General features: G+C 50.5%; 11 protein-coding genes. 6 read left to right on the plus strand and 5 right to left on the minus strand.

Annotated elements, in window-relative coordinates; translation table 11 throughout:
* On the minus strand, window positions 1-374 hold a 374-nt coding region (locus GX135_00045), incomplete at its 3' end, for a hypothetical protein (GenBank protein NLN84479.1).
* A gap of 83 nt (window positions 375-457) precedes the next feature.
* Between GX135_00045 and GX135_00050 the strand changes: the two genes are divergently transcribed.
* The gene (locus GX135_00050; protein ID NLN84480.1) at window positions 458-838 is read left to right on the plus strand and encodes a YraN family protein; all 381 of its coding nucleotides are present in this window, start codon (window positions 458-460) and stop codon (window positions 836-838) included.
* A gap of 40 nt (window positions 839-878) precedes the next feature.
* Here the strand turns inward: GX135_00050 and GX135_00055 are convergent, their stop codons facing one another.
* Genes GX135_00055 through GX135_00065 form a run of 3 tightly spaced genes read right to left on the minus strand, consistent with a single transcriptional unit; the run spans window position 879 to window position 6,742 of the window.
* A complete protein-coding gene (locus tag GX135_00055) occupies window positions 879-2,216 on the minus strand; it encodes a GWxTD domain-containing protein (GenBank protein NLN84481.1) in 1,338 nt (445 codons plus the stop codon).
* Complete coding sequence (locus GX135_00060; GenBank protein NLN84482.1) at window positions 2,203-3,321, minus strand: GWxTD domain-containing protein; 1,119 nt, start codon at window positions 3,319-3,321, stop codon at window positions 2,203-2,205. Before GX135_00060 ends, GX135_00055 begins: the two co-directional genes overlap by 14 nt.
* Window positions 3,302-6,742: a DNA polymerase III subunit alpha gene (locus GX135_00065; protein ID NLN84483.1), complete on the minus strand. Its 3,441-nt coding sequence runs from the start codon at window positions 6,740-6,742 to the stop codon at window positions 3,302-3,304. Before GX135_00065 ends, GX135_00060 begins: the two co-directional genes overlap by 20 nt.
* Window positions 6,743-6,959: 217 nt before the next feature.
* Here GX135_00065 and GX135_00070 point away from each other — a divergent pair, with 217 nt between their 5' ends.
* The 5 genes from GX135_00070 (at window position 6,960) to GX135_00090 (ending at window position 13,513) form a co-directional block, all read left to right on the plus strand.
* The gene (locus tag GX135_00070; GenBank protein NLN84484.1) at window positions 6,960-8,600 is read left to right on the plus strand and encodes a long-chain fatty acid--CoA ligase; all 1,641 of its coding nucleotides are present in this window, start codon (window positions 6,960-6,962) and stop codon (window positions 8,598-8,600) included.
* 79 nt (window positions 8,601-8,679) lie between these two features.
* A complete protein-coding gene (locus tag GX135_00075; GenBank protein ID NLN84485.1) occupies window positions 8,680-9,951 on the plus strand; it encodes a M18 family aminopeptidase in 1,272 nt (423 codons plus the stop codon).
* 21 nt (window positions 9,952-9,972) lie between these two features.
* Window positions 9,973-11,223, plus strand: a complete 1,251-nt coding sequence (locus GX135_00080) for a DUF1015 domain-containing protein (GenBank protein NLN84486.1) — start codon at window positions 9,973-9,975, stop codon at window positions 11,221-11,223.
* Window positions 11,220-12,524, plus strand: coding sequence for a 30S ribosomal protein S12 methylthiotransferase RimO (rimO, locus tag GX135_00085; GenBank protein NLN84487.1), 1,305 nt, complete (start codon window positions 11,220-11,222; stop codon window positions 12,522-12,524). The genes GX135_00080 and rimO overlap by 4 nt, the downstream gene beginning before the upstream one ends.
* Complete coding sequence (locus GX135_00090) at window positions 12,521-13,513, plus strand: tryptophan--tRNA ligase (protein NLN84488.1); 993 nt, start codon at window positions 12,521-12,523, stop codon at window positions 13,511-13,513. Before rimO ends, GX135_00090 begins: the two co-directional genes overlap by 4 nt.
* Window positions 13,514-14,762: 1,249 nt before the next feature.
* On the opposite strand, the gene GX135_00095 is transcribed toward GX135_00090, so the two are convergent.
* On the minus strand, window positions 14,763-17,813 hold a 3,051-nt coding region (locus tag GX135_00095), incomplete at its 5' end, for a hypothetical protein (GenBank protein ID NLN84489.1).

Raw genomic sequence — 17,813 nt, forward strand, 5'->3', positions numbered from 1 at the left:
GCACGGTGTTTGTTCACCGGCGAAAGAATATTATCCACGCCGAGGGCAAGTTGTGGCCATTTTGGTGATTCTTCCAAAACTTTCACTTTTGCGTTGAAGAAATAGACGTAATCTCCACCAAAGAAGTCCAACTGGACTCTGTCGAAGAGCCCCACACCCAGCATGCCGTAGAAATTCAGGCCATTCTTATCCGGATCAACATATTGAGGTCTTTCCACATTCCGGTAGTAGCCGGCAAGCACCATTTGGGCTGCTTTGTGAGGAATCACATACGCATCCGGCGTTCTGAGCAATCCCATTGTTTGAAATGGTGCTGCTTGCACAACGCCAACCAACGCGGTCAGAACAATTACGCTTAATATAAATTTTTTCATACTTCCCTCCACCTTTCGGTGTTTTTTTAGTCTTAGGTCATAAATATCATTGACAGTTTATCCGTCAAGCTTTTTTTTGCTGTATGGATAAACAAAAAGCAAATGAAATATACAAGATTGGAGAGGACCTCAGCGCTAAATTCCTTGAACGCAAGGGGTATAGCATACTTCACCGGAACTATCGCGTGAAGGGCGGTGAGATCGATATAATCGCCCAGCACGGTGACAGCTTGGTGTTCGTGGAGGTCAAAACACGCTCCAAACACTCTATTAAACAAGCCTTGATGAGCATTTCATATACAAAACGAAAACGCATCACTTTTACAGCTCAGCGATATATTATTCAACACCCGGATTGTGTCAAGTCAAGATTTCGTTTCGATGTGATTATTGTGTGGTATTTTCGCCACAGCGACACCTATCAGATTGAACACTTTGAAAATGCGTTTTATCCAGAATTTTGAAAAATCTTTGGTCATGACAATCCTAAGCGCTTGTTAATGATTAATTGTAAAGCAATGTTTTATCGAAATCTTCACCCAAATAATACAGTGAATCCGGATGTGAGCTTTCGCTGTCGTCCCCATCAACATAAATGAGACGGTAGTTTCCATTCATTTGCATATCCAAAAACAGATAAACAGCCCTGCTGCGTCCCTGGTATTTCCAAATTTGATAATCTTTGCGCACAAAACGGGCATCATCGGATGAGACGCCTTTATCAATCTCGTCCGGTTTTCCCTGCCGGATGTGGATGCGTCCCATGTCTGTGGTCCAGCCTTTATCGAAATAGCTGAAATAGCTGTTGGCATAATCCACCCTATCCTGAATTTGCTCCAACATCCCACGCACGCTCATATTTTGCGTATTTGCCAATGATTTCCAGCTTTGTGAGAGGTAACGTCGCTTTGTGGCATCGTCATATTTTTTCCATTCTGCTGTTGAGGTACCTCCGCTGAAATAGCGATACAGCTTAAAATCGTCTTCCGGGTCTGGGAACACAAAGTATTGCTCTTGTTTGGGCTCCGTTATGAAAAAGATGAACTCCCGCTCCTGAGATTGCCCTTCCAACTGTAAATCCACGAAACCATTATACTTGCCTGCCTCCAGCTCTTCCAGGGGAATGCGCAGCGTTAGCCCTTCCGAGGCAGCTTGGGGCTTGTAATCCAGCATGGTATCAAACACAATGATGCTGTCTTTTTCCACGGTGAGAACCAAGATTCCAGTTTGGTCGATGGCTTCCAGTGGCGCATAAACTTCAAAAAAGAGGCTGAGGTTTTCCAGTTCGGTTTTATCGAAGATCAATGATGGCTCAGTTTTGTAAAGCGAGCCACCCCTGTGAAAACGATCCAGATAACTGCTGCTATCCGGCCTCACGATGCTGCAAAGTTCCAAATCGCTGATCAGGTCGTTGGCAGTAAGTGGCTCCGCCTGGTAATAATAGTTAGCGGTTTTGCGGGAATTGATGTCTTTGGCCTTCACTCTTAAAAAATATCCTTCCCCGTCCAAACTAAAGCTCAGACGGTTGAGATGCGATTTATTAGAGCGGGCGTCATTTTTGTTTGAGATGCCAATGTTGTCGTGCACCGTGCGCGAAAAAACCACGCTATCAGCTTGCACAAATTCCACTTCCAGTTCCACTTCGGCAAAATATCCAGAGTTTTTTGCCAAAAACCACAGATTTGAATAGGGAATCTGGTAATCGATATTCAGGATGCTGCCCTGCCCACGTGGATCCCGAAAACGCTGTGTTGCCACATGCATGGTAAAACTATCCGCCCAGATTGAACCTGTCAGCGCCAATAGAGCCAGGCACCAGAAAAAGACCTTAATATTCCTCATCTTTATTCCTCAATTGGTAAAGTCCGAAACCGCCACTGTCTGTAAAAATGAACTCCAAATTTTGTTGATAATAGCTCCAAATGATGTAGGGATCCCGCCCCAGAGGCTGCGATTCACTCAGTATTTCACTGGGTTCTCCATATTTAATATATATTCTGCCACGGTCGGATTTCCATCCCTTCAATCTTTTATGGATTGTGAAATTCTCATCCGCAGTAATCACCCTCTGGTAAAACGCTTCCCGGGCCTCGTTGCGTAGTGTTCCCGGGCTTGGATCCCGCACTTGCCAAAATTTTTCGATAGCGTCCGGAATCTGGCTTTCAGGAATGGAACGCAGGCTCTTATATTCATTTTGGTTTGCGATGTAGCGTAGCTGTTGGATTTGGTCTTTAAAACTGTAGCGCGCGTTGTAGGAAAACCAGGGGCTGAAAAGAAATGGTTCCATGTCATAGCGGATATTACCCTCAAAAACGCTGACGCCAAGCTGGGACAGGGCTCCTGCGTTTGCCAATTCTGTCAGATCCGCCTCATAATATGCAAGCGGTGGCAAAAAAGATTGGATGGGTTCAATTCCCACAACGTGGACGCTATCCGCTTCCAAGCCAATCTTTTGCTTCAACACACACCCTTCCAGAGGGAGAGGTAACTTTTCCAAATCCGGGGGTTGAAAAAGCACACCTTCCTTTTGCGCCAAAAGCCAGGCTTGGCCAATCTCTGTGTGCTTGTCCCCCAAAGTGAAGGCCCGTTTATAGTCACTTTTTTCGCCCTGGGTCAAGTTTCTCAACCTCATGGAAGCCTGATAACTGCCGGGTTCAAGCTGCGCGCTGAACATCACGGGCAAAGCCGCATCCCGCAGCCAATCTTGTCTTGGCACCCTGAAAGAAGCATCGAAATTGTGTATTTTTTTGGTCTTGTTGTTCTTCAGTTCCATCACCAGTTGATAATTGGATTCAAACACATCTTTTTTGAAAACCAGGGTATTATAAGGTATTAAAATCCAAATATCCGTCCCTTGGGAATAGTGTTCCACAATCAGCTCCTGCGCGGGCAAAAAGACCGCAATCGCAAGCAGGACAAGGCAAAGCCTAATCTTCTTTTTCGTCACGAAAAGCCTTCAAATTGAAATCGAATTTCCGTTCTTCCAGCCATTCCAACAGGAAATTTGCGGGAAAGAATCTGAAGTCGGATTCCAGGTTGTGATGGTCACCATCTTCAGTGATAACAGTGGTTTTAAGGGTGAAATTGCCCTTATATTTCTCGACGAGTGAGGAGAATTCGATCACGAACTCCCGCGAAAGCCTGGGCAGGGGGATGTTGAGGCTCAGCTCGCCCCAGAGATAAAGATGCAGCTCTTCCAAGGCAACCAAAGCTTTGGGACTCACCCGCGCCATGCCATCTTCGTTGCCGTTGTAGGTGGATTTTGAACCGAACACGAAATAGATTCTTCCCGGTTTCAATGTTTCGGAATATTTTTCGAAATCCCGGTTGAACAGCGCAATCTCAAACCGCCCTGTCATATCCTCGAACTCCACAAAAGCGAAGGGTTTACCCTTGTTGTCCCGTTTTCGCGTTATCTTGGTCACGATTCCCGCTAAAACCAGTTCCTGTCCGTTCGCACCCTTCATGTTTTGCGCGCTGCTGTTTGTGAGATATTTCACCAAAGCCCGATATTCATGCAGCGGATGCCCACCCATATAAAAACCCAACACTTCTTTTTCCATCTCAAGCTGGTAGGCATAGCTCCAGGGTTCCTCTGAAGGCAGCGGAGGATAGTATTCCTCGGCATCGTCGTCGCTGGCAAGTAAATCAAAAAGTGAAGCTTGCCCCATCTTTTTGTCTCTTTGGGCGCCTGTGCTGAAAGAGAGCGCTTGCTCAATCACCGCCCATTTTTGAGCGCGGCTTCCCTCCAGTTCGTCCATCGCGCCACTGGCAATCAGGCTTTCCAACACGGTTTTATTCACCGCGCTACTGTCGAGCCTGCCGCAAAAATTGAAAATACTGGTGAAAGCCCCATTTTTATCGCGCTCTTCCACAATATCGGCAATGGCTGCTTCACCCAGGTTTTTAATCGCTTTCAGCCCAAAAAGAACCTCTTTGCCCTTCACGCGGAATTCTTTGTCGCTGCGATTGATATTGGGCGGTTGAATCTTGACACCCATGGAGCGGCAAACCTCGATTTTCACAGGAATCTTGGCAGGATCGTCTTCCAAGGAAAGCAGCGCCGCCATAAATTCAACCGGATAATGCGCCTTCAGCCAGGCAGTGCGATAAGCCACCAGCGCATAGCAGGTTGCGTGGCTTTTATTGAAGGCATATTGGGCAAAATCCAGCCAGTCGTTCCAGATTTTTTGCGCCACTTTTTCTTCGACGCCGTTTCCAGCCGCACCTTCCATGAATTTTTGCTTGAACTGCATCAGCAAATCCAAGCTTTTTTTACTCATCGCCTTGCGCAGGGTGTCGGCTTCGCCGCCTGTGAGGTTGCCCATCTCGCGCGAAATGCGCATCACCTGTTCCTGATACACAGTTACACCATAGGTTTCCTTCAGCGCGCGCTCCATGATGGGATGATCGTAAACCACCTTTTCCCGCTTGTGTTTGCGTGCGATATAGGTATCGATGAATTTCATCGGACCCGGCCTGAAAAGCGCCACCATCGCGATGAGATCTTCGAATTTGTTTGGTTTGAGTTCGGTGAGGTACCTGCGCATGCCGTCGCTTTCAAATTGGAAAACCCCGTCTGTGTCGCCTTTGCCCAAAAGTTGGAACACCTTTCTATCGCTCAGGTCCAGATTGTCGATGTCGATTTCCACACCCTTGGATTGGCGCACCAAATCCACCGTATTTTGTATCAAGGTAAGGGTTTTGAGCCCCAAAATGTCCATCTTGAGAAACTTCAGTTCATCCAGCCAGCGACCCTCATATTGAACCAGGATGTTGTCCTCAGCGTCTTTTTGGGTGCTGCAAGTTAAAGGAATATAATCAGTTAAATCTCCAGGAACAATCACCAACCCCGCGGCATGGATACCAGTCTGGCGAATCAACCCTTCCAAAACCAACCCATAGCGGTAGATGCTTTGATACAGTTCGTTGTTTTCAATCAAATGGCGAAATTCCGCCGATTCTTTGTAAGCTTCTTCCAAAGATTTTGCGGCGGGAATGGTTTTGGTGATATTGTTCGCTTCCGAAGCGGGAACCATCAAAACCCTTGCCACGTCCTTGATAACGGATTTCGCCTGCAAAGTGCTGAAAGTAACAATCTGCGTAACGCTGTTGCGGCCATACTTTTGCACCAGATAATCAATCACCATGCCGCGTTTCTGCGCACAAAAATCAATGTCAAAATCCGGCATGCTGATGCGGTCAGGGTTCAAAAAACGCTCGAACATCAGGTCATAGCGAATGGGGTCAATCTGCGTGATATCCAAAAGGTAGGCAATGATGCTGCCTGCGCCCGAACCGCGCCCTGGCCCAACCGGAACGCCCTGCTTGCGAGCGTTGTCGATTAAATCTTTCACCACCAAATAGTAGCCGTTGAAACCCATGCGGTGAATCACACCCAGTTCAAAATCAATCCTTTCCCTGATTTCATCCGTCATTTCAGGATATTTTTGCTTGGCACCCTCCTCGCAAAGCCAGCGCAGATAGCTGCCCATATCCTCAAATTCCGGTGGTGTTTCAATCTGTGGCAACAAAAACTCATCATAGCGCAGTTCCAAATCCACCATGTCCGCAATTTTCAACGTGTTATCAAAAGCGTCTCGCGCTTCCGGGAAAAGCAGCAGCATCTCTTCGGCTGATTTGAAATAAAGCTGGTCTGTGTTATATTTCATGCGCCCGGGGTCGTTGAAGGTTTTTCCAGTTTGGATGCAAAGCAGGATATCGTGCGCTTCGTGGTCTTCCTTGTGAAGATAGTGGCAGTCGTTTGTGAGCACCAAAGGCAGATCCATCTCCCTCGCCAAAGCCAGCACCTTGGGCATCACATCTTTTTCCACATCCAGCCCATGGTCCTGAATCTCAATGAAATAGCGCTCTCCAAAAACATCGCGATACCATGCTGCTGCTTCTTTTGCCTCGGCGTCCCTCCCGTTTGCCAAAAGCGAAGGAATTTCACCCTTCACACACGCGCTCAAACAGATTAGCCCTTCGCTATGCTTTTTCAACAGCGATTTACTGATGCGCGGCTTATAATAAAAACCGTCGATGAAAGATGTGGACGACAGCTTGATAAGGTTGTGGTAGCCCTGCAGGTTTTGCGCCAGCAGAACAAGATGGTGGCGAGTGTCGCTTTTATTGTGTTCGCTGTCCAGTTCGCCGTTAATGATGTAGGCCTCGGTTCCGATGATGGGTTTTATGCCCGCCTTTTTGGCTTGTTTATAAAAATCTATCACTCCATACAGGTTGCCATGATCGGTGATGGCAACCGCTGGCATGCCATATTCCTTGGCCAGAGCCACCATCCGGTCAACCCGGCAGGCTCCATCCAGCAGGCTATATTGGCTGTGGTTATGTAAATGTACAAATGACATCTTAAATCTCTCCCTTATCAAAATCACAGGAAAAGATGCAGCCATTTTTTGTCAAAGGATTCTTGCCAAAACCACCTGAAAAGATGGAAAAAAGTATTTTCGGCTTTTCAGACCCCCATTTTTGAATTTCAAAACCTCCGCCAGATAAATTCCTTGACAGTTTCACCAAGTTTTTTACTGTTTCATCTTCAAAGATTTACAAACTGGAGAAAACCTTATGATCACAGAAAAATTGATACCCTATCTTTGTGATTCCATCAAACAGTATTGGGATTTTCCCGCTTTCACAGACTATCCCGGTCCCTCTCTCAGCTATGGCGATGTGGGAAAACGAATTGTGTGGCTGCACCGGCTTTTCAAGGAATGCGGCCTGGACAAGGGCGCGAAAGTTGCCCTGTCGGGAAAAAACAGCAGCAACTGGGCTTTAATCTGGTTTGCCAGTGTCACCTACGGTGCCTCCATCGTCCCCATTTTGGTGAATTTCGCCCCGGAGGAAATCGCCCATATCGTAAACCATTCCGATGCCGACGTCCTCTTCATCAGCAAAGACAAATTTGACAGCATCGAAGAAGAAAAACTCCGCAAGGTTAAATATGTCTTCAGCTTGGAAGACCTCAGCCTCGTTTATAGCCCCAACCGGGAATTGGACCAAATCATCCCGCCTTTCGAAGAACACACCGACCTCCAAAACCTGGACAAAGACCTCCTGAATTTCCCCGACGTCTGCACAAATGAAGATATCGCTTCCATCAACTACACATCAGGCACCACAGGCTTTTCCAAGGGTGTGATGCAGCCCCACCGCTCCCTTTTGGCAAACCTGATTTACGCGCGTGAAAAGCTCACTTTCCAGGTGGGCGCCAAAGTCCTGTCCTTCCTGCCTTTGGCACATTCCTTCGGTTGCGCCTTTGACCTCCTCTACCCCTTCACCCGCGGAAACCATATCAATTTTATGGGCAAAATTCCCGTGCCCAAGCTGCTTTTGGCAGCCCTGCAGAAACTCAAACCGAATGTGGTGATGGTCGTCCCCCTACTTTTGGAAAAAATCTATAAAAGCCAGCTCCTGCCCGTAATCAATGAACCCAAAATGAAAACCATGCTCAAAATTCCCCTCCTGAACAAGGTGGTCCACAAAAAGATACGTGAAAAACTGATGACCGCCTTCGGTGGTAACATCGTGGAACTCATTGTTGGCGGTGCGCCCATGAACGCCGAGGTGGAGCTTTTCATGAAAAAAATCCGCTTCCCGTTCACCATCGGCTATGGCATGACCGAATGCGGTCCTTTGATTAGCTACGCTGGCTGGAGCAACCATCGCTTCGAATCCAGCGGCCAAATTGTCGATTCGCTTCAGTGCAAAATCGATTCACCCGATCCCAGCAAAATCCCTGGCGAAGTTCTGGTGAAGGGAGACAACGTTTTCAGCGGATACTACAACAATTCTGAAGCAACCGCGGAAAGCCTCCGAGGCGGATGGCTCTACACAGGCGACATCGGAACCTTGGATAAAGACAATTTCATCTACCTGCGCGGACGCAGTAAAAACATGATTTTGTGCCCCAGCGGAGAAAACATCTATCCAGAACTGGTGGAACAAAAAGTGGACAACCTCCCCTACATCATGGAATCCCTTATTGTGGAACGCGACCGCCAGATCCACGCGCTGGTTTATCCCGATCTCGATACCTTGGATAAAGATGGCATCCCGGAATCCCGCATCGCGGAAATCATGGAGGAAAACCGCCAAATCGTGAACAATGAGCTTGCGGATTTCAGCCGCATCACAAAGATACACGTGGTGAACGAACCTTTCCAAAAAACACCCACTCAAAAAATTAAACGTTACTTATATCGCTGACGCATTTAATCTCTTTGACACAAACCCCACACCCGAAAAAGTAGTCTCACAGACTGCCCAAATACTGGAGTATATTAAAATGGATAAACATATCATAGACCTGATGGCATTTTTGGACGCTTCCCCAAGCTCCGCGCAAGCCTGTTTGGAAGCCCAAAAGCGCCTTGATTCACACGGTTTTACCCCTCTTTCCGAATTGGAAGCATGGAACCTGAAACCCGGCGAAAAACACTACGTGATTCGCGACACCAGCGTTGCCGCCTTCATTGCGGGCGCCAACCCCTTGACAGACATAGGGTTCCACATCGCCGCCGCCCACCTCGACAGCCCCGCTCTGAAGCTTAAACCCGGCAGCCTGAAACGCGTTTCCGGCGTCACCCGTGTGGCTGTGGAAGTTTATGGCGGACCCATCATCTCTTCCTGGCTGGACCGCGACCTCGGCATTGCCGGTCGGGTTGCAGTTCGAGACGAAAATGGCGGTTTCACCATCCAAGCGGTAAACTTGGACACAGCCGTCGGCATCATTCCAAACGCTGCCATCCACCTGAACCGTGAGGTAAACACCGGCTTCAGCTACAACAAGCAAACCCATCTCCAAGCCTTTTTGAGCACCGGCGAAGACAGCGAAAACCCCTTGCACGCCGCCATCGCCGCCAAGCTCGGTGTTCCCGAAAGCAGCCTGGGCGAGATGGACCTCTTTTTCTACGACCTCGCCAAAGCGCAAATCGGAGGCCTCGACCAAAGCCTCATCATCAGCGGCAGGCTGGATAACCTCGGCATGAGCCACGCCATCCTCAGCGCCATTTTGGAAACCGAAAAACCGGAAAAAACCGCCTTGGCAGTGATTTATGACCACGAGGAAATCGGTTCCAAAACCATGCAGGGCGCCCAATCCACCTTCCTGGAAAACGTTTTGGAACGCATCGCCCTGGCGCAGAACCTCAACCGTGAGGAACAGCTCATCGCGCGCGGACGCTCCTTCCTGGTTTCGGCTGATATGGCTCACGCTTACCATCCCAATTTCCCCGAAAAATACGACGCCCTCACCGCCCCCAAAATGAATGGTGGCCCCGTAATCAAGTGGCATGCCGCTCACAGCTATGCCTCCACCGCCCAAAGCGCCCAAATTTTTGCCCAGCATTGCGAAAATGCCGGTGTGAAACACCAAAGTTTCGCCATGCGCAGCGACCTTCTTTGCGGCAGCACCGTGGGCCCCATCCTCGCCGCCAGCCTTGGCATCAGCGCTGTGGATGTGGGAAACCCGCTTTGGGCGATGCACTCCATTCGTGAAACCGGCGGTGTGGATGACCACAGCGCCATGATTCGCGCCCTTAAAAATTACTATCAATAAAAAACATATAGGAGAGCCATAATGGCAGTTTTCAAACCCTTCCGTGCCCTGCGTCCCATTCCGGAGCGCGCGGCCGACATCGCTTCCCTCCCCTACGACGTCATGGATTCAGACGAAGCCCGTCTGGAAGTGCAGAAAAACCCCCTCAGTTACATCCACGTGGAAAAACCCGAAGTTGACCTCCCCATCGGAACCGACCTCTACGACCCCAAAGTCTATGCCAAGGCAAAGGAAAACCTGGATAAATATGTCACCGATGGCCACATGAAACAGGACAGCCAACCGATGTTCTACATCTACCGCCAAATCATGGACGGACGCGAACAAAACGGCCTCGTGGGCCTGGCTTCCGTGGATGAATACATGGAAGGTAAAATCAAAAAACACGAATTCACCCGCGCGGACAAGGAAGCAGACCGCATCCGCCACGTTGACACCTGCGACGCGCATCCTTCACCCGTGTTTTTCACCTATCGCCACAAAGAAATCATCGACTCCACCGTGGAAAAGGTTAAAAACTCCAAAAAACCAGTCTATGACTTCGTTTCAGACGACGGCATCGGACACACCCTCTGGCTGATGGATGACCCCCAGGACATCAAAACCATCCAGGACGCCTTCGCGGAAATGGCTTGCCTCTACGTCGCGGACGGACATCATCGCACCGCTTCAGCCGCCAAGGTTGGCTTGGTGCGCAGGGAGCAAAATCCGAACTACACCGGTGAAGAGGAATTCAACTTTTTCATGACCGTGATTTTCCCGGATAACCAGCTCAAGATTTTTGATTACAACCGCGCCGTGAAAGACCTCAACGGTCGCAACACCGCTGATTTCCTGCGTGAAGTGGAAGAAAAATTCACCGTCACACCCCACACCGGTCCCGGAAATTTCCATCCCGCCAAAACCCACGAAATCGGCATGTATCTGGCTGGCGCCTGGTATCGTCTGGAACCCCGTCCCGGAACCTGGAACGCAGACAACCCGGTTGATTCCCTGGACGTCTCCATCCTGCAAACCAATCTTCTGACCCCCATTTTGGCAATCGGAGACCCCCGCCGCGACCAACGCATCGATTTCATCGGTGGAATCCGCGGTTTGGACGAACTGGTGCGCAGAGTGGACAGCGGCCGTGAAGCCGTTGCTTTTGCCATGTTCCCCACTTCCATGGACGAACTTTTGGCCATTGCCGATGCCGGCGAAATCATGCCTCCAAAATCCACCTGGTTCGAGCCCAAGCTCCGTTCCGGGCTTTTCATCCATCCCCTCTCGTGACCAAATATTACATCGAGAGCCTTGGCTGCGCCAAAAACCTGGTGGACAGCGAAGTCTTCGCCGCCATTTTCGAGCGCGCCGGCCTTGAATGTGCCCCTTTGCCAGAGGAAGCGGACCTCATCCTGGTGAACACCTGCTCCTTTTTGGAAGCAGCGCTGTTGGAACTGGATTTGGTTCTCAGCGATTTGGCTGCCCTGAAAAATCAAGGGGAATTTGATAAATTAATCGTTTCCGGCTGCGTCATGCAGCGCGGCCGGGACGATTTTGAAAAGCATTTCCCGGAAGTTGACGCCTGGATTGGCCTCAAGGACTTTGCCACTCTGGAACGCTGGCTGGGCTTGGAAATCTCCAGCCAAACATCCCGGCTGCCCATCTATCACGGCTTCCATCGCTATCTGCGCGTCAGCGACGGCTGTTCAAACCACTGCAGCTTTTGCGCCATCCCTTCCATCCGCGGAGAAGTCCGCAGCCAGAGTATTGATGAACTGGTTCAAGAAGCCCACGCCATCGCCACCGACGGCGCCACCAAATACCGAGAATTAATTGTAATTGCCCAGGATACAGCTAATTACGGAATCGACCTCTACGGCAGAAAAGCCCTGCCCGAGCTTCTGGAACGCCTGGTTGAACTCCCCCAATACAGTTGGATTCGCGTGATGTATCTCCATCCCGACCACTTCGACCTCGATTGGCTATACCTGTGGAAAAAGCACCCCAAGCTGCTGCCCTACTTTGAATTACCCATCCAACACAGCGAAGATAGAATTCTCAGGGCGATGAACCGCAAAAAAGGGCGCCTGCAACTGGAAGAACTCTTCCAAACCATCAAGCGCGAAATCCCCCACGCCGCGCTCAGAACCACCCTCATGAGCGGATTTCCCGGCGAAACCCGCGCCGAAGCCATTGCGCTGAAACGCTTTATCCACAATATACCTTTCGACCATCTGGGCGTCTTTGCCTATTCCCGTGAAACCGGAACCCCGGCTTTTCATCTGGAAGGACAAGTCTCCGCCCGCACCGTCCAGCGCCGCCAGGACACACTTTTAATGGACTATTTTTCCATCCGGGAAAAGCTCTTGGAAAACCTGGTGGGCAAAAATGTGGAAGTAATCGTGGAAACCCATGGCGATGATGAAGATACCTGGATGGGTCGCGCCTGGTTTCAAGCCCCGGACGTCGACGGCATCACCCACATCGAGGGAAAAAACCTTCAACCCGGCCGCATCTACAGGGCGGACATCACCGACGCCATCGGTCCCGACCTTTTCGCCACCGTAAACAACCAGGAGGATGAATCATGAAAGTGGCTCTCACCGGAATAAAACCCACCGGAATTCCCCACATCGGAAATTATCTGGGCGCCATCAAACCAGCCCTGAAACTGGCACAAACCTGCGAAGCACGCTATTTCATCGCGGACTACCACGCCCTCAACGCCTGCAAAGACCCCAGCCAAATTCGCTCCATGACCCTGGAAATTGCCGCGGCTTGGCTCGCCTGCGGGCTCGACCCCCAAAAAGTGCTTTTCTACCGCCAGTCTCTGGTGCCCCAAACCCACGAACTGCTTACCATTCTCCTGTCTTTCACGCCCAAGGGTCTCATGAACCGCGCGCACGCCTACAAAGCCATGCTCCAGGCCAATGCCGAGGCAAATCGCGACCCCGACGACGGCGTAAACATGGGTCTGTTCACCTACCCCGTCCTCATGGCGGCGGACATTTTGCTTTTCGACACCGACCTCGTCCCTGTGGGAACCGACCAGTTTCAACACGTGGAAATGGCTGTGGACATCGCCCAAAGCTTCAACCATGTCTATGGCAAGGAATGCTTCCGTCTGCCGCAACCCATCGCCACAGAACACAGCCGCGTCCTGCCCGGACTGGATGGACGCAAAATGAGCAAAAGCTATGGCAACACCGTGCCCATCTTTGCCCCTGAAAAACAGCTCCGCAAGCTGCTGATGCGCATTGTCACAAATTCCCAGGGCGTTGAGGAACCCAAAGACCCTGATGCCTGCACCATCTTTTCGCTGTATCGCAATTTTGCCACAGACGAGCAGGTGAAAGCCCTGCGCCAACGCTATTTGGCTGGCGGCATGGGCTGGGGACACGCTAAACAGGAACTTTTTGAAGTGATGAACGCCGCTCTCACCCCGCTGCGCGAACGCTATGAAGAGCTGATGGCTCATCCCAGGACCATCACCGATGCCCTGGAGGAAGGCTCCGCCAAAGCCAGAGAACTTGCCCAACAGAAAATCGATTTCCTGCGTGAAGTGATTGGCATGGATTAAGCTCTGCCTTCAGCCTTAAAATCCTGCGCCCACGCGTCATCCTGAGCGCCAGCGAAGAATCCAGCCCGTGATTCTTAATAGATTAGGGATGCACAGGATGATGAAGATGAAAAAGGGATTAGGTTTTAGGGTTCAAAAAGGTTGCTAACTAACTGCGGAATAAAGAGTTGGAATACCGGATTCATCCGGTCGTAGGTGCCAGATTCATCTGGCACAATGTTCCTCTGACCACCCAACTCCGCCCACCAGCACCCAAACCCCGCCCAGACCGTCATTCTGAACGAAGTGAAGAATCCAGGCCAAGGCAATAATGAATGTTCCTCTGACCACCCAAACCCGCGCCAAACCGTCATTCTGAACGTCAGCGAAGAATCCAGGCCGTGATTCTTAATAGATTAGGGATGCACAGGATGATGAAGATGAAAAAGGGATTAGGTTTTAGGGTTCAAAAAGGTTGCTAACTAACTGCGGAATAAAGAGTTGGAACACCGGATACATCCGGTCGTAGGTGCCAGATTCATCTGGCACAATGTTCTTCCGACCATCCAGCCTACGCCCACGACCACCCAAACCCCGCCCAGACCGTCATTCTGAGCGTCAGCGAAGAATCCAGGCCGTGGAAAAAGGGCTTTTACTATCCATTCCTCTTCGCTCTTTAGGCAGAAAACCTGTGCCCATGAGTGTCATCCTGGAGCAACAGCGATAGGATCCAGTCCCTGCAGTTTTACAGGCCTTGTGCGCAGCAAAACGCTAAAACCCACAACCCCATTATATAGAACGAGTCCCTTGAAAAAGACCCGCAAAACCCTAAACCTTTGTGAACCTTATGCTTGCTTTTGAAACATAAGCGATACTAAGGGCGGCAACCAAGGGAGTACACTTAAAGTGTGCTTACGAGACCACATAAGCCCGCAATAGCGGTATTGTTCGAGCAGGCAGCCAATTCACATAGTCTGGTTTGCCAAAAGAACATTCCTTATCAATAAGGCCTGGATTCTTCGCTGACGCTCAGAATGACGGGCTGGTCTGGGTTTGGGAGGTAAAAAGGCGAGATGGAGACCTGGAGACGGGGAGACTGTACTTCAGTAGAAAGTAAAAAGTTGTCAGTTTTATGGCAGTATGCGCAGCGAAATCCCAAAACCTTAAAATCTGCGTTATCGGCGTAATCTGCGTGACACTCTATCCGCGTAAACCAAAAAACCCGGGAGACAAGCTCCCGGGTCCATTCTTATACCTGTATCGCCAGGAATCAGTTCTTGGCTTTCACATAGTAGAATTTCATGTCGGCTGGAGCCTGGGTCCACTCGGTTCCGGTCCAGTTTCCTTCCAGCAGTGTGTAGCCGCTGTAAGGATCGTTGGAGCCATAGATGTCATAGGCGGTGGCGCCAGCAACAGCGTTCCAGTTGAGTTTGATGTTGTTTCCATCCTTGGTGATGGTGACCACAGGTGCTTCCAGTCCTTCCGTGTAGGCTTCGAAGTCGCTCAGGAAGCGCGGTGAGATCTGCATGGTTGCGTTGAATTGACCCGCCAGGCAGGTGATGTTCACAGGAACAGTATGCACCGCAGTGTTGGCATAGTCTGTATTGACGAAAGTGCGCATTACGGCGCTGCCGGAGGGGTCGGTGACATTGATGTTCTGGGCAGTGGCAGGATAACTTTGAAACACGGTGTCATCCACATTCACGTTCATCACCTTGATCAGCTTTGCTTGGTCGGCGCTGGTGAGGCTTGCCAGGGTGCGAACTTCGGGAATCACCACGTTGTTTGAGGAAGTGGCGGCGCCGGGGTCGGCTTTGGGCACAAACTGCAGGAGTCCCGAATACAAGGTCAGGGAACCGCTGATGCCGGTGATGCCGTCGTAGAGGTTGTAGGTGCTGGTGATAATTCCAGCCAAGTCATCAATGACGATGGCGGCGGTGGCGTCCTGGATATACTTGGTGTTGCGATTGGCGTTTTGATAGGTGAGCACAGCTTCTCCCACCAGGCGATAAATGTCACTGGTGTTTACAGGTTTAGTGCGCAGTTCGGCGATGTCCTGCACATCGATGGGGAAGTTGTAAACCTTTGTGGCAACCGTGCTTGAGATCATACCTTCCGCTGTGGCATACGCCTTCACCGTGGTGTTTTGAGAAACGTTGAAGGGAGCCAGATACAAAGCACCATTCTGGATGGGGTCGCTGCCGTCGGTGGTGTAGTAGATGTCGGCACCGTCAGTTGCACAGGTGATGCTGACGTTAAACGGGGCATAATAGGTGCCTGAATCAGGAGAAATCTCAGGCAGTTCCACCACTTCTTCACCGGGTGCGAAGATATGCCAGCCCAAATTGGTAATCGTATCAATCGGATACACGTCCCATTCGGCGGCGAGGGTGGGGAAGCCAGCGTCGGGGTTTTCCGTCACTCCACCCGTAACGGCGGCTTTGCGCACTAAAGTTTTGTCCAGGGTGCTATAACCGCCGTCTGCAGTCCAAGCTGTGCCGGGATCTTCACCGATGGTGCCAAAGATGTCCACATAAACTTCATCTTCGCCCACAATTTTCAGCAAAGCAAGGGCATCGTTACCATTGAAGTTTGTGGTTGCGCTGTTAATGGTTTTTAAAGCCTGCAGCGCTGCACCCGCTTGACTGTGGACAAGCACATAAACGCTGCCATGGTTCAGAATTGTGCCGGATTCGAAGGTTTCGGTGCTGGTTGGGGTGGTGCCTCCATTGGCAAAAAGCTTAACCTTGTAGTTTGCCAAATCCACCGCAGCTCCGGTGCCGTTGAAGATCTCGATGGCTTTGTTGTTGCCACTGCCTTCGATATATTCGGAGAAGAAGAGGTCTGTGGCATATTGGTCTCCCGCGGGCGGGATTGCCGTTCCGCTTACGGGCAGATTCTCAGTGCTTGCTCCCGGTGTTTCGTGGACGATGTTTTTGCTATACTGTCCCACCACGCTTGCATTCATGCGCACATAAATCGTTCCATTGAAGTTGTTGGGCAAGGTGAGTTCATCAGTCCAGTTTCCGGTTCCGGTTTCGCTGAGTTCGAAGGGGCTTTCCACCTCCACTTCGATATCGTTCTGTGCGCCCGTAGCGCTGAGGCTATAGGATTGAACCGCGGAGGGACTGCCAATCGTCTGTTCAAAAGCATCCAAGTTTGCAACAATGTTGAAGGTCACATCCGGAGGGAAGGTTTCGCCTTCCACACGAATGCTCACCGGATCCGCGCCGGAGCTGGTGTGAACAATACTGCCGGCGTGTTCGCCAAGTTCGGAACTGACGAGGCGCACATAGATCTTGTCATCAAAAGTGGCGGGAACCTGAATTGGGTTTCCCCAGCCTTGTTCTGCATCATCGGACACTTCAAAACCAGTGGGTGCGGTGATGGTGATGGATCCCACCAGGTTTTCACCGCTCAGGCTATAATAGGAAACCTCTTCCGAAGGGGTTCCGGCAATGTTTGCCAAAGGATCCGGCTCGCCAGAAACGTGGATGAAACGGGGTTCCGGGGTTTCGCTGCTCCAGAGGAGTGCCCAATCGTTCGTCACACGGATGCCGTCAAAAATGGCATAGGGAGTGTTTGCGGTTTGCCTGATGGCAATTGCGCCAATTCCGGTGGAACCGATATCGGCCTCATTGGTAATAGGGCTCAAAGTTGGAGTCGGCTCGTTGGGACCGATGACGGGGTTGATCCAGCCGGTGACGATATCGTTTGTGGTTCCGGGCACGAACTCATACTTCAAAACCACAAGATAGGTGGTTCCCGGTGCGTAGTCATAATCTGTATAAACAACATTTGCCCCGGCATTCGATTGTTTTGTGAGGCCAAAACGAATATTGTCGTTGGCGTCTTTGCTTACAAAGAATATGGCTTTAAAATCTCTGGTGCTGTTGGCAGCCATAAAGTGATAGACATAGTCTCCGTTTCCGGTGCTGGCATCGGTCACGTTAATCAGGAAAGAGGTGTAAACTTCTCCGCTTGTTTGGGGCACAAAAGCTCTGTTTACGTCTTCACCATTTCCAAGAGTTTGACCCGCATAACCGCTGGAGGGGGGATAGTTTGGATAGATGAGGTTGATGTCTACCACGGTGGGAGAATTGTTACCTGCTCCGCTATGAGCTGTCCAGCCGTTTTCAACCAAGGTGGTGCCGACTTCATATACAAAGTTTTCTTCCATGAGAAGGACGGGCTCTTCCGGCTCTTCCGGTTCATAAACCGTGCCGCTCACTGCCATATTAACATCTGATGCGCCGGTGCTGCTGTGGGTGATGTTTCCGGAATATTCGCCGGCGGTTGTGCCAATCAGGCGCACATAAAC

This window comes from Candidatus Cloacimonadota bacterium (genome assembly GCA_012522635.1).
Taxonomy (GTDB): domain Bacteria; phylum Cloacimonadota; class Cloacimonadia; order Cloacimonadales; family Cloacimonadaceae; genus Syntrophosphaera.

Excerpts from the sequence above, each read along its gene's own strand:
- GX135_00080 (NLN84486.1), top strand. The coding sequence starts at position 9,973 with ATGGCAGTTTTCAAACCCTTCCGTGCCCTGCGTCCCATTCCGGAGCGC.
- GX135_00065 (NLN84483.1), bottom strand. The coding sequence starts at position 6,742 with ATGTCATTTGTACATTTACATAACCACAGCCAATATAGCCTGCTGGAT.
- GX135_00075 (NLN84485.1), top strand. The coding sequence starts at position 8,680 with ATGGATAAACATATCATAGACCTGATGGCATTTTTGGACGCTTCCCCA.
- GX135_00050 (NLN84480.1), top strand. The coding sequence starts at position 458 with ATGGATAAACAAAAAGCAAATGAAATATACAAGATTGGAGAGGACCTC.
- GX135_00055 (NLN84481.1), bottom strand. The coding sequence starts at position 2,216 with ATGAGGAATATTAAGGTCTTTTTCTGGTGCCTGGCTCTATTGGCGCTG.
- GX135_00090 (NLN84488.1), top strand. The coding sequence starts at position 12,521 with ATGAAAGTGGCTCTCACCGGAATAAAACCCACCGGAATTCCCCACATC.
- GX135_00070 (NLN84484.1), top strand. The coding sequence starts at position 6,960 with ATGATCACAGAAAAATTGATACCCTATCTTTGTGATTCCATCAAACAG.